The sequence below is a fragment of the Microcella sp. genome (assembly GCF_046293215.1).
Lineage (GTDB): Bacteria > Actinomycetota > Actinomycetes > Actinomycetales > Microbacteriaceae > Microcella.
The window spans coordinates 159,334-176,157 of sequence record NZ_JBKBPI010000001.1 but is presented as its reverse complement, the minus strand read 5'-3'; the positions used below and the strand labels follow the sequence as shown (position 1 = coordinate 176,157).

The window sequence follows — 16,824 nt, the reverse complement described above, 5'->3', positions numbered from 1 at the left end:
CGATCGTGACCGACGACGCCCCCAGCCGCCGCACCTCGGCAGAAGAGCGCCAGTTCAGTCTTGTGCTCGCGCTGATCGCTACCGAGACCGGTCTCACCAAGACACAGATCCTGTCGACCGTCGAGGGGTACTCCGCGCGGTACGTACCCGGCGGCGACAATGCGAGCCTCGAGCGGCAGTTTGAGCGCGACAAAGACGACCTGCGCGAACTTGGTATTCCGCTCGAGACGTTCGACCAGCCAGGCGCTGACGGTGACACCAAGCTGCAGCGCTACCGCGTATCGCGGGCCGAGTATCCGCTGCCCGACGACATCACCTTCAGCTCGGAAGAGCTCGCGCTGCTCGGACTCGCCGGTCAGGTCTGGCGTGAAGGCTCTCTGAGTGACGACTCGCGTCGCGCCCTGACGAAACTGCGCGGGCTCGGTGTTGCCGTCGGCGACGCGGTGATCGGTGTTGCGCCCACGCTGCGCGCTCACGACCGCGCCCACGCGCCGCTGACGCTCGCAATCAGCCGCGGCCGCCAGGTCGAGTTCGACTACCTGAAGCCCGGTGACGCTCGTCCTGACCGGCGCCGTGTGTCTCCGCAGGCGCTCGTGCAGCACGAGGGTCGCTGGCATCTGCAGGCCTTCGACGAGGGCAGGGGAGGGTATCGAACCTTCCTCTTGCAGCGCATCGTTGGCGCGGTACGCCTGCGCACCGATGCGGCGAAAGAGCCCGCTGCCGACGCCGCCGAGCGCGCACTCGCCGAGTTGCGGGCCCTGTGGCAGAGCCAGCGGGCGACCGTGGCTGTGACCCCGGGAAGCGAGGCCGATGTGGTGTTGCGCAATCGTGCGGGCACCGACGTCGACGGCGATCTCCTCATCGTGCGCACGACCGACCTGCAGTTGCTTGCCGACGAACTTGCCGGCTTCGGAGACGATGTGCAGGTCGTGGCCCCGCGCGAACTCATCGACGCTGTCCTCGATCGGTGGATGCAGGTGGCGGGCTCCCATGGCTGAGCGTCGCGACACCGGCGGCACGAGCACCGATCGCCTGGCGTTCCTGCTCGCCCTCGTTCCGTACCTCATCGATCAGGTGAGCGTCACGGTGGACGAGGCCGCCGAGCACTTTGGCACCTCACCCGAGCGCATCCGTCGGGCCGTCGAGCTGATCGCGGTGAGCGGTGTGCCCGACGCCAGCGGCAGCGTCTTGCCTGGGTCCGGGATGTTCGACATCGATTGGGACCAGTTCGAGGAGCAGTCGATCATTCGCTTCCGACAGGCGCCGCTCACGGAGCAGCCGCGACTGTCCGGGCGCGAGGCCGCCGCGCTCATCGCCGGTGTGCAGACGATCATGGCGCTCCCCGACTTCGCTGAGCGTGACGATCTGTGGGCGTTGCGCGAGAAGCTCGCGCGCGGAACAACCTCGGGGGTTGCTCCTGTGGCGGTGGCGCCGGCGGATTCCGGCGAGACACTGACCGAGGTGCGGCGCGCACAAGCGGCGGGCCGTCGCCTGGCGCTCGACTACGTGAGTGCTGACGGCGTCCGCGAGGAACGACTCGTTGATCCCGTGCGTCTCGACTCCGTCGACGGCGTGTGGTATCTGCGCGCCTGGTGCCTGACCCGCGAGGCCGAGCGCACCTTCCGTGTCGACCGCATCGCAACGGTGCGATCTGTCGGGACCGCTGACGAGCATCCGGCATCGACGGCAGACCCGGCGAGTCTGTTCAGCGGGTCGGACGGTGGGGGTGTGCGCGTCGAGATTGAGCTCGATGAGGCCGCGCTTCCTCTCGTGGCCGATTACCTTCCCGACGACATCCGCCCCGTCGATGGCTCTGCGGCACTCGTGCGCGCCACCGTCGAGCTGTCACACCTGGCGAAGGTGGGGCGCTTGGCGAGCCGACTGGGCGCGGCCGGCCGGGTCGTGACGCCCGCCGCGGCTGACGAAGCCCGACACTGGGCGGAACGCGCCATCGCCGCACAGCATCGACGGTTAGACTTCTGAGCACCTCGCACCCCCGCACACGAAGGACGTGAGCTGAATGCCACAACTTTCCGGCTGGACCGGCCTCATTCTGCTGTTGGTCATCCTGCTCCTCTTCGCCGCGCCCAAGCTTCCGCAGCTCGCCAAGAGCCTCGGCCAGTCGATGACGATCTTCAAGAAAGAAGTGAAGGCAGGCCGGGAGGCCGACGCGGCCGAGCGCGAGCAGGCGTCGGGCGGCGCCGACACGACGACCGACGGTCCTGACTCCGCGTCCACCAAGTAGGGCGGTGAGCGACCGCCCGACGCGGTCCCGGAATCCCGAGGGCCGCATGACCCTTGGCCAGCACCTCGTCGAGTTGCGCAAGCGCATCACGATCGCTGGCGTTGCGATCATTGTGGCCGCGATCGGCGGCTGGTGGCTCGTCGACCCGATCTGGGCCGCGCTGAGCGAGCCCGTTCTGCGCATCGCAGAAGAGCAAGAGCGGAATGCGTCACTCACGTACGTGACGGTCGGCGAGGCGTTCGACACACGCCTGATCATCATGTTCCTCGTCGGCATCGTCGTCGCATCGCCGGTGTGGCTGTACCAACTGTGGGCGTTCATCGTTCCCGCGCTCCACAAGAACGAGAAGCGCTACGCCGTCGGTTTCCTGTTTGCGGGAGCGCCGCTGTTCATTAGCGGGTGCGTCGCGGCGTGGCTGGTTTTCCCGAACATCGTCACCCTGCTCACCGGTTTCGCGTTCGTTGAGTCAGCGACGTTGCTTCAGGCACGCACATACCTCGACTTCGCGGTGAAATTTATCCTCGCGATCGGTGTGGGGTTCGTACTTCCGCTCTTGCTCGTCCTGCTGAACTTCGCCCGGGTCGTGAGCGCCCAGGCGATGCTGAAGTCGTGGCGGTGGGCCATCCTCGCGATCGCGACATTCACGGCGCTCGCAACCCCCGCGGCCGACGTGCTCTCGATGATCTTGCTGGCCCTGCCGCTCATCGGCCTCTACTTCGCCGCCTGCGCGGTTGCCGCGTTCAACGACCGGCGAGTTGCCCGCAAAGAGGCGAAGATTGCGGCTGAGTACGGCTTCGCCGACGCGCCCGACGGCGCCGACGACACCGACGCTGGGGCGGTGGCGACGCGCGATGACCGCGACTGACGAACGGTCGCCGGCCGAACGGTATGAAGCTGCCCGCGCGATGAGGCAGCTTCCGCGTCTGCGCGCGTTCCGCGACCAGTTGGCGTTCGATCTCGATCCGTTCCAGGCGGCCGCCTGTCGGACCCTGGAGGAGGGTCGCAGCGTGCTCGTTGCCGCGCCGACGGGCGCGGGCAAGACGATCGTCGCCGAGTTCGCGGTCTTTCTCGCGATGTTTGATGCCCGCGCGAAAATCTTCTACACGGCGCCGATGAAGGCGCTCAGCAACCAGAAGTACACCGAGCTCGTCGCGCAGTATGGGCCCAGCGAGGTGGGGCTTCTCACCGGCGACACCAACATCAACGCTTCCGCCCGCATCGTCGTCATGACGACCGAAGTGCTGCGCAACATGCTGTACGCCGATTCGGCGCTGCTGACCGATCTGGCGTATGTCGTCATGGACGAGGTGCACTATCTCGCTGACCGCTTCCGCGGCGCGGTGTGGGAAGAGGTCATCATCCACCTACCCGCGTCGGTTCGGCTCATTTCGCTGTCGGCGACCGTGTCGAACGCGGAGGAGTTCGGCGACTGGCTGCAAGCCGTGCGTGGCGACACCGACGTGATCGTCTCGGAGGTGCGACCCGTGCCGCTCGAGCAGCACGTGATCGTGCGCTCAAAGATGGTTGACCTGTTCGATTCGTCGGGGCGGGCGGCCACCAACCGGGTCAATCCGGAGCTTGTGCAGCTGGCAAAAGCGGGCGGCTACTCGCAGAGCGGAGGCGGCCGCGGCAGGAAGCATCCGAACCGCTGGCAGGCCCACCGCGGGCGCGACGAGGGCCGCATGTCGCGCGCCGATATCGTGCACCTGCTGGACGGGAAGAACCTCCTCCCGGCGATCTTCTTTATCTTCAGCCGGATGGGCTGCGACCAGGCCGTTCGCCAGGTGCTGCGTTCGGGCGTGCGCCTCACCGACGCGCACGAGCGTGAAGAGATTCGCCAGATCGTCGAGGAGCGCTGCCGCACGCTGCGCGACGATGATTTGGCCGTCCTTGGGTACTGGGAGTGGCTCGACGGCCTCCAGCGCGGGGTCGCAGCCCACCACGCCGGACTGCTGCCGGCCTTCAAGGAGGTCGTCGAGGAGCTGTTCCAGAAGAAGCTCCTGAAGGTTGTGTTTGCAACCGAGACCCTCGCCCTCGGCATCAACATGCCCGCCCGCACGGTGGTTCTCGAGAAACTCGAAAAGTACAACGGCGAGGCGAGGGTGCCGATCACGCCGGGGGAGTACACGCAGTTGACCGGCCGTGCCGGCCGGCGCGGCATCGATGTGGAAGGCCACTCGGTGATCCAGTGGGCGTCGGGGCTCGACCCGCAGGCGGTCGCCTCGCTCGCGTCGCGGCGCAGCTACCCGCTGAACTCATCCTTCCGGCCGACCTACAACATGGCTGTCAACCTGATCGAGCAGTTCGGCCGGGCTCGCACGCGCGAGATTCTCGAGAGCTCCTTCGCACAGTTCCAGGCTGACCGTGCCGTCGTCGACCTGGCACGCACTGTGCGCAAGCACGATGAGGCTCTCGAGGGATACGCCAGGGCGATGGAGTGTCACCTCGGCGACTTCCGGCAGTACTCCTCGTTGCGACGTGAACTGAGTGATCTGGAGCGACGCCGGGCTGCGGATGCTCACGGTCGTGCTGAGCGCGATCGTCGCCAGAAGCAGATCGAGGGCGTGCGCACCCGCATGCGGAAGCATCCCTGTCATGGATGCGCCGATCGCGAGGCGCACTCGCGCTGGGCCGAGCGCTACTGGCGGCTCAAGCGCGAGCGCGACACCGTTAGCCGACAGATTCAGGGTCGCACGGGCGCGGTCGCGCAGGTGTTTGACCGCGTGACCGAGGTGCTCGGCGAGCTCGGATACCTCGTGGACGACGAGCACGGGCGGCTCAGCCTGTCGACGCACGGACGATCGCTGCGCCGCATCTACGGTGAACGCGACCTCCTGGTCGCCGAGGCGCTGCGCCGCGACCTCTGGCGCGATCTCGATCACGCGGGCCTCGCCGCGATGGCGTGCGCCGTCGTGTTCGAGGCTCGGCGCGACGACGGTCAGGCGCCCGAGTACGCGTTGCCGCGTGGCGCCTTCCGACCGGCCCTCGAACGCACTCAAGAACTGTGGGCGCGGCTCGACGACCTCGAGCGTGAGCATCGCCTGCCCGGAACCGAGCCGCTCGCGACGACACTCGCTCTTCCGATGCAGAAGTGGGCGCAGGGCGCATCCCTTGATGTGGTGCTGCGTGATGCGGATCTTGCCGCGGGCGACTTCGTGCGCTGGTGCAAGCAGACCATCGACCTGCTCGATCAGATCTCCCTCGTGGCTGACGGCCCCGTGGGCCGCACGGCCCGCACCGCCCTCGACTCCGTGCGACGCGGAATCGTCGCTTACAGCTCCGTTGCCTGACCTCAGCACGACGACCCGCCCGGCGCCAAGCATCGGCGTTGCGCTGCTTGCTGCCGTGTTCGGGGGCTGGCTGATGAGCCTTGCCTACCCCGACCCCGGCTGGTGGCCGCTGCTCCTTCCCGGGCTCGGTTTCGTGCTCTGGGCGCTGCGCGGGCGGAGCATCGGAGGCGGCCTGCTGGTCGGCGCCGTGAGCGGCTTCGCGTACTACGGAGCGCTCATCGAGTGGCTCACCGTCTATCTCGGAATCGTGCCCTGGCTTGCCCTCACGCTCGCGCAGGTCTTCTTCACCGCCCTCGGCGGCGCACTCATCGCTCTGGCCTGGCGCTGGATTCCCCGCGCCTGGCCCGGAACCGCCGGCCGTCTCGTGCTCACTCCGCTCGTGGTCGGGGGAGCCTGGATGGTGCGCGAATCCGTCTCCAGCGTCTTCCCGTTTGGCGGATTCGCGTGGGGCAGACTTGCCCACAGCCAGGCCGAGGGGCCGCTGGCGCCGATCGTTGCCTGGACGGGGTTCTCCGCCCTCAGCTTCTTCATCGCCGCCCTCGTGGCCCTCGGCGTCGCCGGCATCGTCGAACGCCGCCTCCCGCGCGCGCACCGAGCATCCATGCCGGTGGGATTCGCGGTGCTTCTGCTCGTCTGGCCTGCTTTTCCCGTGACGATCATCGGCACGACGACCATCGCTGCCGTGCAGGGAAACTCGAACTCCGGGCTCTTCGCCGACTACGAGCGCGGCGAAATCCTGCAGGACCACTACGACGCCACTCGGCCGCTGTTCGGACGCGACGATATCGACATGCTCGTGTGGCCCGAGAATGCGAGCGACATCGACCCGCTGCGCAACGAGTACGCGGCCACCGTCATGGACGTCGTGTCTGAGCAGGTGAACGCCCCGCTGCTCGTCGGCACCATCACGGCCGACGGCGAGCAGACCTTCAACAGTCAGCTGCTCTGGCGCTCCGGCGTGGGGGCGGTCGATCAGTACGACAAGATCCGCCCGGTGCCCTTTGCCGAATACCTGCCGGCGCGAGAGTTCTTCTACCCGTTGGCTCCCGATCTCTTCGACCTCGTGCCGCGCGACTTCGCGTTCGGAACGCGCGACACGATCTTCGACGTCGACGGCGTGATCGCCGGCATCGCGATCTGTTTCGATATCGTCGCTGACGACCTGTTTCTGCAGATGATTGACGAGGGGGCAGAGGTCATCATCTCGCCAACCAACAACGCCGACTTCGGCGTCACCGACCAGAGTGTGCAACAGCTGGCCATTGCCCGACTGCGCGCGGTAGAGGCGGGGCGTGCCCTGGTCAATGCGTCCACCGTCGGAGCGAGCGCGATCATCGCCCCTGATGGCTCGACCATCGTCGACCTGCCGCGCTTCGAGCCGGGAACGATGGTCGCTGATGTGCCGCTCAGCGACACCATCACCCCGGCGCACGCACTCGGCCGCACGCTCGAGTGGTTGGTGATCGTGTTCACGCTCTCGACCATGCTCGGCGCTGGGGTTCTCGCGCGTCCGCGACGCGGAGACAACGCCGTATGACTCCTCCTGCCGCCACGTCGGGGGCGGACTGTCTCGTCGTCGTGCCGACCTACAACGAGGCCGACAGTCTGCGCTCGATCATCGCGCGCATCCGCGTTGCTGTTCCCGACGCTGATGTACTCATCGTTGACGACGCCTCGCCAGACGGTACGGGCCGCATTGCCGACGAGCTGGCCGAGGCTGACACGCGTATCGAGGTGCTGCACCGCGCGGGCAAAGACGGGCTGGGCAGCGCCTACCTCGCCGGTTTTGCCATCGCGGCCGAGCGTGGATACGCCCGTGTGGTCGAAATCGATGCCGATGGTTCCCATGACCCGGCCGAGTTGCCGGCGATGTTGTCGCTCGCGCACACGGAGGGAGCCGACCTCGTCATCGGATCCCGCTGGGTGCCAGGAGGGTCAGTGGTGAACTGGCCGTGGTTTCGGCGAGCGATTTCGCGAGCGGGCAACAGCTACGCTCGTCGGATGCTCGGATCACGCATTCGAGACATCACCGCCGGCTTCCGGGTCTACCGCGTCGCCGCCCTGTCGGGCATCGATCGCGCGCATGTCTCGAGCCAGGGGTACTGCTTCCAGGTAGAACTCGCGTGGCGCATCGAGCAGGCGAACGGCGTGGTGCGCGAGCATCCGATCGCTTTCGTTGAGCGTGCAAACGGGCGCTCCAAGATGCACGCGGGGATCGTCGCGGAGGCGTTAGGCCGTGTCACCGCGTGGGGTATCGCCTCGCGCGGCGGGCGCCGGCGACTCACCAGCTGGGACGCCTAGGCGCCGATCTTCTCTCCGCCGCCGCGCCGGGCGCGCAGGAGTTCCAGTCGCTCCTGGAGCAGTTCTTCGAGCTCGTCACGCGTCCGCCGCTCCAGCAGCATGTCCCAGTGCGTTCGGGCAGCCTTCTGCTCGCCCTCGTCGACCTCGACGGGCGTGCCGTCCGGAGCGAGCAGGCGCCCCTCCTTGCCCGACTTGGGCGACTCCCACACCTCGGGCAGCTCGGCATCGGCGGCAAAGATCACCTCGAACTCTTCGCCATCCGACGTCCGGAAGCGGGCCCGCTGGCGCTCGGCGAACTCAACACCGTCTTCGCTCTGCAGGCTCTGCGAGCCGAGACGCATGCCGCGAAGGGTTCGATCAGCCATCGTGCACCTCCTGTTAGCGACCGCAAAATTCCATGTATAGGTATAGACCCGACACATGGGAACCGTGGACGAAGGTGCTGTGTTCCCAGAACATTGACAGACCCGGCGGGGCTGTCACGCGCGATCGGCAACCACCGAGAGCGCGAGGTCGGCACGGTCGGTGACGATCCCGTCGATGCCGCGGTCGAGCAGCCGAGCCATGTCGGCGGGCTCGTTGACGGTCCACACGTGCACCTCCACGCCCGCGGCATGAAACGCCGCGATGCGTGCCGGGGTCACCGTCGAGATGCCGAGGGCGCGTTCGGGAATCTGCACGGCGTGCAGCCCGCGCAACGCTTGTCGGACGACCGGGCCTGCGCGCACGACCGTGGCCAGCAGGGCCGCGGCGAATCGCGGCCCGGATGCGCTGGTCGCCACCTCAGGGAGCAACCGCAGCGCCGCCCGGCGCCGCTGCTCGCTGAAGCTCGTGAGCAGCACCCGCTGCTCCGCTCGCGCCGCGCGGATCGCAGCAACCGTCGGGGCGATCGCGGCAGCCGACTTGAGGTCGATGTTGAATCGCGCGTCGGGGAATGCGTCAAGCGTCTCGGCGAGCGTCGGCACATGTTGCCCCGCGCCGAGGTCGAGGCGGGCGAGGTCGCGTGCCGTCAGCGCGTCGACGCGGGCATCGATCCCTCCGACACGGCGGAGGTCGTCGTCGTGGGCGACGATGGCGTGCCCGTCACTGCTGGCGTGCACATCGATTTCGATGTGGTCGACGCCGAGCTCGAGTGCGTGCTGAAAGGCGAGCAGCGTGTTTTCCGGCGCGGAAACGGCGAGGCCGCGGTGCGCGAACACCCGCGGCCTCGCCGGAGAAAAGTACGGCAGCTCGGTCGACACTGACCCTTAGACAGCCGGGGGAGTGCGGCGGTCGCCCTGGGGAGCGAAGAACCCCTGGCCGATCCCCTTCAGGGCCTCGGTCAACTCGCTCGGGATGATCCACATCTTGTTCGAGTCGCCCTCGGCGAGTTTCGGCAGCGTCTGGAGGTATTGATAGGCCAGCAGCTTCGAGTCGGGATTGCCCCGGTGGATGGCGTCGAACACGGTCTGAATCGCCTCGGCCTCGGCCTGGGCGCGCAGCACCTGCGCTTTCGCGTCACCCTCAGCCTTGAGAATCTCGGCCTGCCGACGACCCTCGGCCTCGAGAATCTGCGACTGCTTCGTGCCCTCGGCCGTAAGGATCGCGGCGCGGCGATCGCGCTCGGCGCGCATCTGCTTCTCCATCGAGTCCTGGATCGACACGGGCGGATCGATCGCCTTCAGCTCGACGCGGTTGACGCGGATTCCCCACTTGCCCGTCGCCTCATCGAGCACGACGCGCAACTGACCGTTGATGTTGTCGCGACTGGTCAGCGCCTCCTCGAGGTTCAGACCACCGACGACGTTACGCAGCGTCGTAGTGGTGAGCTGCTCGACGGCGGCCAGGTAGTTCGCGATCTCGTAGGTCGCGGCACGCGCATCGGTCACCTGGAAGTAGACGACCGTGTCAATCGACACGACGAGGTTGTCTTCCGTGATCACCGGCTGCGGCGGGAACGAGACGACCTGCTCACGCATGTCGACCAGGGGCCGCATGCGATCGATGAAGGGCACGAGCAGGTTCAGACCGGGTTGGAGGGTCTTGTGATAGCGCCCGAGGCGCTCCACGACGCCGGCGTAGGCCTGTGGCACGATGCGAATCGCGCGCACGATCACCACGATCACGAAGATCGCAAGAACGACGAGCAGCGCGATGACGAACAGCTGCCCGATGAATTCGGATGGGCCGATCATTCGGTCTCAGTCCTTTCTTCTGGCGCAACCTCCACGGTCGCCCCGTCGACGCGGGTGACGACGAGACGAGCGCCCTCCGCGATGGTCGTGTGTTCGTGTTCCGGCGCGAGGCGCGCCGTCCACGTCTCTCCGTTGGCCAGCCGCGCGAAGCCGCCATCGTCGGTGATCGCGCTGGTTGCCCGCGCGCGCATCCCGTACAGGGCGTCGACGTTGCTCTTCGCAGGGTCTCCGCCCGACTTCAGCCGTTTCAGCAGGAGGGGTCGAATCGTGAAGAGCAGCCCGGCGGCAATGACCGCCGCAAGGGCGATCTGCGCCCACCACGGGAAGCCGAGCAGGTTCGCCCCCAAGCCGCCGATGAGGGAACCCGCGGCGATCATGAGGAAGGTGAACTCGAGCGTCAGCAGCTCGATGATCACGCAGATCAGCACGAAGACCAGCCACATGATCCACAGGTACTGGGTGAGGTCCAGCAGCATCGTGGCGCCCCTTCGTCGCGTGCTGTCAAACGGTGCTTTTGTCACGCTATCAGCACTGACCCGCGCGCCGCCGAACATCAGCACCCGGTACGCTCGGAACCCGTGAACAGTCCTCTTCCCGCTGGCGCACTCGCCGGCAAGACCGCCCTCGTCACCGGATCCTCGCGCGGCATCGGCGCGGACACGGCGCGCTACTTCGCCGCCGCTGGCGCCAACGTCGTCATCAACTACCGCTCGAAGGCCCCGCGGGCCGAGAAGCTCGTCGCAGAGCTTGCTGAGCAGGGCACCCAGGCGATCGCCGTCGGCGCCGACCTCACTGACCCCGCGTCGGTCGCCGAGATGATGGCGGCTGTGCGTGAGCGCTTCGGTTCGCTCGACATCCTCGTGCTCAACGCCTCGGGCGGGATGGAGTCGAACATGGGGGAGGACTACGCGTTGCGCCTCAACCGCGACGCGCAAGTGAACACCCTCGAGCAGGGCACGGCGCTCATGGGCGAGGGCGGTCGTGTCGTCTTCGTCACGAGCCACCAGGCCCACTTCATTCGCACGGTGCCGACGATGCCCGAGTACGAAGCCGTCGCGCTGTCGAAGCGGGCCGGTGAGGACGCCCTGCGCGAGCGCATCGGCACTCTCGCCGACCGTGGCATCGGCTTCACCGTTGTTTCTGGCGACATGATCGAGGGCACGATCACGGCGACGCTGCTGGAACGCGCACGACCCGGCGCGATCGAGACGCGCAAGGAGGCCGCCGGCAAGCTCTACAACGTGTCGGAGTTCGCTGCCGAGGTCGCCCTCGCCGCTGTCGAGCCGGTGCCCGCCGACAACACGCGGCTCGTCGGCGACGTCAGCTACTTCACCTCCTACGCGGGCGAGTAGGGGTGGGGCCGCGGCCCGGCCTGCGACGAACGTCGCGCATCCTCGTCGTCGACCCGTCGGGGGCCGCGCTGCTGTTTCTGACCGCGGCCCCCGACTCGTCGCGGTCCGCGCGCTGGATTACCCCCGGGGGCGGCGTCGACCCGGGTGAGACCCATGCGCAGGCAGCCGTGCGTGAGCTGTTCGAAGAGACGGGCCTTCGTGTCGATGACCTGGGGCCGAGCATCCATTCGCTCGACTTCGCCGTCTCGTGGGACGAGGCCGACCACGACCAGGGTCACGCCGAGTATTACGCGCTCCGCGTCGCCGAGAGATTCGTTCCGTCGAGCGCGAACTGGACGGCGGAGGAGCACGTGGATGTCACGGCGCATTGGTGGGCCACCGCGGAGGAGCTCCGTTCCGGCTCGGAGCCGTATGAGCCTGCGCACCTGCCCGACCTCATCCGGCTCGTCGCCGACGAGGGCTGACCGTCAGGACCGCGTGAGTTCCTTGCGGCCGAAGACCGCCTCCGCCTCCGCGAGTTCGTCGTCACTCGCCTCACGGAACGGCGGTGCCGCGTCGACCTGAGGAGCGTGGCGCCCCTCGCCCCGCGTCTTCACGATGCTGGCGACGATCGCCGTGGTGAGAATCACCGCGATCACGGCGAGAGAGATCGCGGTCGGCACGTGCAGCACCTCGATCAGAGCCAGCTTTGCGCCGACCCACAACAGCACGACTGCGAGTCCGATCTTCAAGTACACGAAACGGTGAATGAGGTCGGCCAGCAGGAAGTACAGCGCGCGGAGTCCGAGGATGGCGAACGCGTTCGCGGTGAAAACGATGAAGGCCTCCTGGCTCACGCCAAAGATCGCGGGAATCGAGTCGACCGCGAAGATGATGTCGCTGACCTCGACGAGTACGAGCACCGCCAACAGGGGAGTGGCGTAGACGACCCCGGCGCGACGGATGACGAACTTCTGCCCGTAGTACGCGTCCGTCATCGGGGTGACCCGCTGGAACCACTTCATGACCTTCGAGTTGGCGACGTCGATGTGGTCGTCGCGCTTCACGATCATGGTGATCGCCGTGTAGATGAGGAACGCGGCGAAGATATAGAGCACCCAGCCGAACTGGCTGATCAAGACGGCTCCGGCGGCAATGAAGATGCCGCGGAAGACGAGGGCGCCCAGGACTCCGAGGAAGAGCACTCGGTGCTGGTACTGCCGTGGCACGCCGAAGAAGGTGAAGATGATCGCCCACACGAACACGTTGTCGACCGACAACGACTTTTCGATCAGGTACCCGGCGTAGTACTGCTGGCCGAACTCCGCGCCCCACACGCTCCACACGATGCCGCCAAAGATTACGCCGACAACGATGTAGAAGACGCTCCAGAGCGCGGCCTCACGCACGCCGATGACGTGCGCCTTCCGGTGCGCGAACAGGTCAATTGCGAGGAGGGCGATGATGGCGCCAATCACGGCAAACCAGACCCAGAGGGCAACGTCCACGATGCAGTACTCCTGACCACCCGAGCGGGGTGACGATCAGGAGGTCTCTCCCGACCGGTCGTGACCGGCCCGTGGCCCCGGGTTCGATTGCGAACCGTGGTGACGAGGCGACGTCGAGTGCGGGGATACTCCCCTCCGGGCGCAAGTAGAGCACACCGGTGGCGGTGCGCGCGAATCGGCACGCGGCCGCTTCCCAGCGTCGCGCGGTGAAATCGCGTCATGGATGCGTCGATGACGGTGAGCGCGGATCTCGCGGCAGCGAGCATCCCCCCCTTTTTCGGCTCGCCGGTGTCCGGACTGTTGATCGTCGTGTTCGTGTTCGGGCTGTGCGCCCTCACCTCACTCCACGCGCATCGACAGTGGATGCGCGACTCCACCCTCATGGCGTGGGTCGCCGTGGTCATCATCGGGGGACCGCTCGGCACGATCTGCTGGTTTGCCTGGGGGCGGCCCGCTGTCCGTCGATTCGGCGTGTCGGGGGAGAAAGGTCTGGTCACCGGCGACGACTACCCCTAGAGTCGGGGCATGCTCACACTTTTCCTGCGTTCCGCTCAGCAACGGCACGTCGGTGTCGCGTCCACCGTCGTTGCGGCGGCGCTCCTGTTGTCGGCGTGCGCCGGGGGAGGGGAGAGCGTGGGAACCGAACCGACAGTCGAACCGCCCGTTCTCGAGATCGTCGACGCAACGCCGTCCGAGCTCACCGGCGTGGGGCCGGAGTTCGAGAAGCCGATCATGCTCGACATTCCCGAAGGATCGAACTCGTTCCACATCGAGTTCGACTGCGAAGGCCCCGGCGAGTTCGTCGTCCAGTTCGGCAACATGTGGGAGGCCACTGCGGGTTCGCATCGCGGCGAGTGCTCGACGAGCAGTGATTTCGCCTGGCCGATCACCGAGTCGTTCCGGTCGACCCTGCGCATTGTTGTGCACGACGAAGCGTCGTGGACGCTGAGGCCAACGTTCTCACCAATGGCGTTCATCTCCGACCAGGCGATCGGCGACGACTGCGCCGCGTTCATCCCCGTCGTGAGCGACCTGTCGAACGCTGATTTCGGGTATCGCTACTACAACGCTGTTGACGAAGACGAGTGGCGCGAGCGCGTCGCGCTCGCCACGGCCGAGCTCGACGCCCTCGTCTCGTCGGCCGAGTCCGAGCTGAAGGATGTGTTCGCCGAGGTGCGCGCGACCCTCGGCACCGACGTGGGAATGGCACTCGACAGTGCGTACGACGCGATCACCACCGTGCACACGGCGTGCAGCCGCAACCACACAGCGGTCTACTACATATCGGAGTTTGGCGGATGAGCGTGATGGAGTTTCCGGGTTCTGTCGCGGGTGTCGGGCTGATTCTTCCGCCGGTGTACGACCTGATCTGGTCGATGGCCGCCCTGGTCGTCGTCATACCGCTCCTGCTCGCCATCGTGTCTATTTCCCGACACCGAGACGGACTCACGAGTCTTGCTCTCGTCGGGTGGCTGCTCCTCGCCGTCTTCCTGCAGGTCCTCGGGCCGCTGCTGTGGTTTCTGATCGGCCGTCCACACACACGGGATCGCCTCCTCGTGCCGACCAACACGAGCGTTCGGCGGTGATCTACGAGGTGCGCACGGCCACCGCTGGTGACGCCAGCACGATCGCCCGCGTGCACCTGGACACCTGGATCGAGACGTATCGCGACCAACTTCCCGAGCACTTCTTTGGACGTGAGGCGCTTGAGCATCGAGAACGCATGTGGTCATGGATGCTCGGTGACGCCACGGCTCCGACGCAGCGCATCGCCGTGGCGGAACGCGACGCAGAGGTTATCGGCTTCGCATCGTCCGGGCCACCGCTCGATGAGTCCGATCGGGCGACAGGTGCCGGGCGCCAGCTGTACACCCTGTACGTGCTCGCTGAGCACCACGGAACCGGCATCGGCCAGCGACTGCTGGATGCTGTGCTCACCGCGAAGGACGACGCGGTTCTGTGGGTGGCAAAGCGAAACCCGCGCGCTCAGGCGTTCTACCGCCGCAACGGATTCCGATTCGACGGAATGGTCAAGCCTGACGACCGGGTGCCGACGTTCCTCGAGGCTCGAATGGTGCGCATCTCCGCGTAAAGTCTTTATCCGATAATCTTCATTATGTCAGAAAGTAAATCCAGAACTTGCAGGAAATGCAGGATCTGGAGAACCGGCTAACCACTTCCCCGCATGCGCAATTTACACATGACCAGGGAAAACTCGATCTCGGTCAGATTCTGCGGCCACGCTTGCGCTAATGCATGCCACGCGTCGCCATTGGGCTGAATTTGCCCTCTGATCGGCTTTTCCACAATCCGCCGTTGCGATTTCTGCAGGAATCCTGCAATATTTGCAGGCGAGGTGGTGAGGTCCGATGGCGGGTGCTGGTGGCGGTGGGACGCTGTCATTCCTGCCCGTTCCCGGGGCCGGTCCGGATCCGGATGCGTTCCTCGAAGAGGTCCTCGACGCGTGGGGTGCCTCGTTGCGCTCGCGCGGGATCAAGGCGGGTTATGTGCGCACGAGTCGTTCTGTGGTGCTCCGCCTGTGCGACTCGGCTGGCAAGTTCCCGTGGGAGTGGAGCATCGGAGACGCAACCGACTGGTTCGACCACCTTCGAGCGGTTCGAGGCTTGGCGCAGTCGACGCTGCGCGCGTATCAAGGCATGATCGAGGCTTTCTGCGACTTCGCGACGAGCCCGGCGTACGACTGGAGCGTGCGATCAGCTCAGATGTTCGGCCAGGTCTTCTCTCAGGTCGTCAATGAGTTCAACCGGATCACGCACTCGCAGACCAACGAGGCCAAGCCTGAAAAGCGGGCATTCACCGAGGACGAGCTCCAGCAGCTGTTCGACCTCCTGGACGTGGAGTACGTCCGTGTGCTCGAGTCTGGACGCAGCGGCGCCCTGACGGTGCTGCGGGACGCCGCGGCCTGCAAAATCGCGTACGGGTGGGGGCTTCGCGTCACCGAGGTCCGGCGCCTGCAGATCGTCGACTTCTCTGCGAATGCCCGTACGCCATACTTCGGCGATTTCGGCAACCTGCACGTGCGATTCGGGAAAGCGAAGGCTGGCCAAGTGTTCAAGCCGCGCAACGTGTTGACGGTGTGGCAATGGGCCGCCGAGGTCGCAGAGGACTGGACGAACAACGTCCTCCCCCGCTACGGCGAACCGTTGACCGATCTGTTTCCCACCAACACCGGCAACGTGGTGTCGGCGAACCACCTCTGGCAGCGAGTCAGCGATTGCGTCGACGAGCTCGGCTTCCCACCCGGGCTCGATTTCCACTCCCTGCGCCGTTCGTACGCGACGCATCTGCTCACGTCGTACCGATACGACATCAAGTTCATCCAGATGCAGCTCGGACACGAGCACGCGGCCACAACATCGATCTACACCCTCCCAGCGGCCGACTTCCAAATCGCCGAGCTCGCCCGAGTCCACCGTGAAACGCTCGAGGCGACCGGCACGACGGTGGCCCTGCCGAAGCGAAAGCTCAGGCTTCCGCCGCGGCCGCCGCTTCCACCGAACCGCAAGAAGAGACGGGGCGCATCATGAGACGCGAGATCAAGTACCAGTGGCGCATCCGCGAGCTGATGGCCCGCCAACACATCACCAGCAGCACGCAGCTGGTCGAGCCCCTCCGCGAGCGAGGAATCACGTTGTCGGCCTCACAGGTCTACCGGCTAGTGGCGCAGGATCCGGAACGGATCGCGTTCAAGGTCCTCGTCGCGCTATGCGACATCCTGCACTGCGAGGTGAATGACCTGGTCACCTTCACCGCGACCGACGCACGCAACATTCGTCAGAAGCGCGCGGCCAACGGTGATCCAGGAGTCCCCGACCTGCGGAACTATCGACCCGTTCGCGCACGCGTCACCCGAGACGATGGCTAGGCCCCGCGAGTTCGGCCGGGTCCGCCCAGCCACGCTGAACTCGCTCACACCGCCCGGGCAACGCGGGAGGCCCCGGAGCGAGGGCGACA

20 protein-coding genes are annotated in these 16,824 nt (G+C 66.5%); 15 read left to right on the top strand and 5 right to left on the bottom strand.

Annotated features, from left to right (window positions below; all coding sequences use genetic code 11):
• Positions 1 to 5 precede the first annotated feature (5 nt).
• Genes ACK4SC_RS00855 through ACK4SC_RS00825 form a run of 7 tightly spaced genes read left to right on the top strand, consistent with a single transcriptional unit; the run spans position 6 to position 7,836 of the window.
• A complete protein-coding gene (locus ACK4SC_RS00855) occupies positions 6 to 998 on the top strand; it encodes a helix-turn-helix transcriptional regulator (RefSeq protein ID WP_409613934.1) in 993 nt (330 codons plus the stop codon).
• Positions 991 to 1,983, top strand: coding sequence for a helix-turn-helix transcriptional regulator (locus ACK4SC_RS00850; RefSeq protein ID WP_409613931.1), 993 nt, complete (start codon positions 991 to 993; stop codon positions 1,981 to 1,983). Before ACK4SC_RS00855 ends, ACK4SC_RS00850 begins: the two co-directional genes overlap by 8 nt.
• 37 nt (positions 1,984 to 2,020) lie before the next feature.
• A complete protein-coding gene (locus tag ACK4SC_RS00845; RefSeq protein ID WP_409613928.1) occupies positions 2,021 to 2,245 on the top strand; it encodes a twin-arginine translocase TatA/TatE family subunit in 225 nt (74 codons plus the stop codon).
• A gap of 4 nt (positions 2,246 to 2,249) precedes the next feature.
• Positions 2,250 to 3,110: a twin-arginine translocase subunit TatC gene (gene tatC, locus ACK4SC_RS00840; RefSeq protein ID WP_409613925.1), complete on the top strand. Its 861-nt coding sequence runs from the start codon at positions 2,250 to 2,252 to the stop codon at positions 3,108 to 3,110.
• The gene (locus tag ACK4SC_RS00835) at positions 3,097 to 5,535 is read left to right on the top strand and encodes a DEAD/DEAH box helicase (RefSeq protein ID WP_409613922.1); all 2,439 of its coding nucleotides are present in this window, start codon (positions 3,097 to 3,099) and stop codon (positions 5,533 to 5,535) included. The genes tatC and ACK4SC_RS00835 overlap by 14 nt, the downstream gene beginning before the upstream one ends.
• Positions 5,528 to 7,072, top strand: coding sequence for an apolipoprotein N-acyltransferase (gene lnt, locus ACK4SC_RS00830; protein ID WP_409613919.1), 1,545 nt, complete (start codon positions 5,528 to 5,530; stop codon positions 7,070 to 7,072). The genes ACK4SC_RS00835 and lnt overlap by 8 nt, the downstream gene beginning before the upstream one ends.
• Positions 7,069 to 7,836: a polyprenol monophosphomannose synthase gene (locus ACK4SC_RS00825; RefSeq protein WP_409613916.1), complete on the top strand. Its 768-nt coding sequence runs from the start codon at positions 7,069 to 7,071 to the stop codon at positions 7,834 to 7,836. Before lnt ends, ACK4SC_RS00825 begins: the two co-directional genes overlap by 4 nt.
• Here ACK4SC_RS00825 and ACK4SC_RS00820 read toward each other — a convergent pair.
• From ACK4SC_RS00820 to ACK4SC_RS00805, 4 genes are all read right to left on the bottom strand, one after another.
• A complete protein-coding gene (locus tag ACK4SC_RS00820) occupies positions 7,833 to 8,201 on the bottom strand; it encodes an RNA polymerase-binding protein RbpA (RefSeq protein WP_409613913.1) in 369 nt (122 codons plus the stop codon). The two genes, ACK4SC_RS00825 and ACK4SC_RS00820, sit on opposite strands and share 4 nt — an antisense overlap.
• 114 nt (positions 8,202 to 8,315) lie before the next feature.
• Positions 8,316 to 9,077: a glycerophosphodiester phosphodiesterase family protein gene (locus tag ACK4SC_RS00815; RefSeq protein ID WP_409613910.1), complete on the bottom strand. Its 762-nt coding sequence runs from the start codon at positions 9,075 to 9,077 to the stop codon at positions 8,316 to 8,318.
• Between the two features lie 6 nt (positions 9,078 to 9,083).
• Positions 9,084 to 10,010: an SPFH domain-containing protein gene (locus ACK4SC_RS00810; RefSeq protein WP_409613907.1), complete on the bottom strand. Its 927-nt coding sequence runs from the start codon at positions 10,008 to 10,010 to the stop codon at positions 9,084 to 9,086.
• Entirely contained in the window at positions 10,007 to 10,486 is a 480-nt protein-coding gene (locus ACK4SC_RS00805; protein WP_409613903.1) for an NfeD family protein, read from the bottom strand. Before ACK4SC_RS00805 ends, ACK4SC_RS00810 begins: the two co-directional genes overlap by 4 nt.
• Positions 10,487 to 10,588: 102 nt before the next feature.
• Between ACK4SC_RS00805 and ACK4SC_RS00800 the strand changes: the two genes are divergently transcribed.
• Positions 10,589 to 11,362, top strand: a complete 774-nt coding sequence (locus tag ACK4SC_RS00800) for an SDR family oxidoreductase (RefSeq protein WP_409613900.1) — start codon at positions 10,589 to 10,591, stop codon at positions 11,360 to 11,362.
• Between the two features lie 2 nt (positions 11,363 to 11,364).
• Positions 11,365 to 11,826 (top strand): NUDIX hydrolase, encoded by a 462-nt coding sequence (locus tag ACK4SC_RS00795; RefSeq protein ID WP_409613897.1) that lies wholly within the window; start codon positions 11,365 to 11,367, stop codon positions 11,824 to 11,826.
• Positions 11,827 to 11,829: 3 nt separating this feature from the next.
• Here the strand turns inward: ACK4SC_RS00795 and ACK4SC_RS00790 are convergent, their stop codons facing one another.
• Positions 11,830 to 12,849 (bottom strand): TerC family protein, encoded by a 1,020-nt coding sequence (locus ACK4SC_RS00790; protein ID WP_409613894.1) that lies wholly within the window; start codon positions 12,847 to 12,849, stop codon positions 11,830 to 11,832.
• A 231-nt stretch (positions 12,850 to 13,080) separates the two neighbouring features.
• Between ACK4SC_RS00790 and ACK4SC_RS00785 the strand changes: the two genes are divergently transcribed.
• The 6 genes from ACK4SC_RS00785 (at position 13,081) to ACK4SC_RS00760 (ending at position 16,735) form a co-directional block, all read left to right on the top strand.
• Entirely contained in the window at positions 13,081 to 13,365 is a 285-nt protein-coding gene (locus tag ACK4SC_RS00785; RefSeq protein WP_409613891.1) for a hypothetical protein, read from the top strand.
• Between the two features lie 9 nt (positions 13,366 to 13,374).
• Positions 13,375 to 14,151, top strand: a complete 777-nt coding sequence (locus tag ACK4SC_RS00780; RefSeq protein ID WP_409613889.1) for a hypothetical protein — start codon at positions 13,375 to 13,377, stop codon at positions 14,149 to 14,151.
• Positions 14,148 to 14,435 (top strand): PLDc N-terminal domain-containing protein, encoded by a 288-nt coding sequence (locus ACK4SC_RS00775; protein WP_409613886.1) that lies wholly within the window; start codon positions 14,148 to 14,150, stop codon positions 14,433 to 14,435. Before ACK4SC_RS00780 ends, ACK4SC_RS00775 begins: the two co-directional genes overlap by 4 nt.
• A complete protein-coding gene (locus tag ACK4SC_RS00770) occupies positions 14,432 to 14,941 on the top strand; it encodes an N-acetyltransferase family protein (RefSeq protein ID WP_409613883.1) in 510 nt (169 codons plus the stop codon). The genes ACK4SC_RS00775 and ACK4SC_RS00770 overlap by 4 nt, the downstream gene beginning before the upstream one ends.
• Positions 14,942 to 15,374: 433 nt before the next feature.
• Complete coding sequence (locus tag ACK4SC_RS00765) at positions 15,375 to 16,397, top strand: tyrosine-type recombinase/integrase (protein WP_409613880.1); 1,023 nt, start codon at positions 15,375 to 15,377, stop codon at positions 16,395 to 16,397.
• Entirely contained in the window at positions 16,394 to 16,735 is a 342-nt protein-coding gene (locus ACK4SC_RS00760) for a helix-turn-helix domain-containing protein (RefSeq protein WP_409613877.1), read from the top strand. The genes ACK4SC_RS00765 and ACK4SC_RS00760 overlap by 4 nt, the downstream gene beginning before the upstream one ends.
• The last annotated feature ends 89 nt before the right edge of the window (positions 16,736 to 16,824 follow it).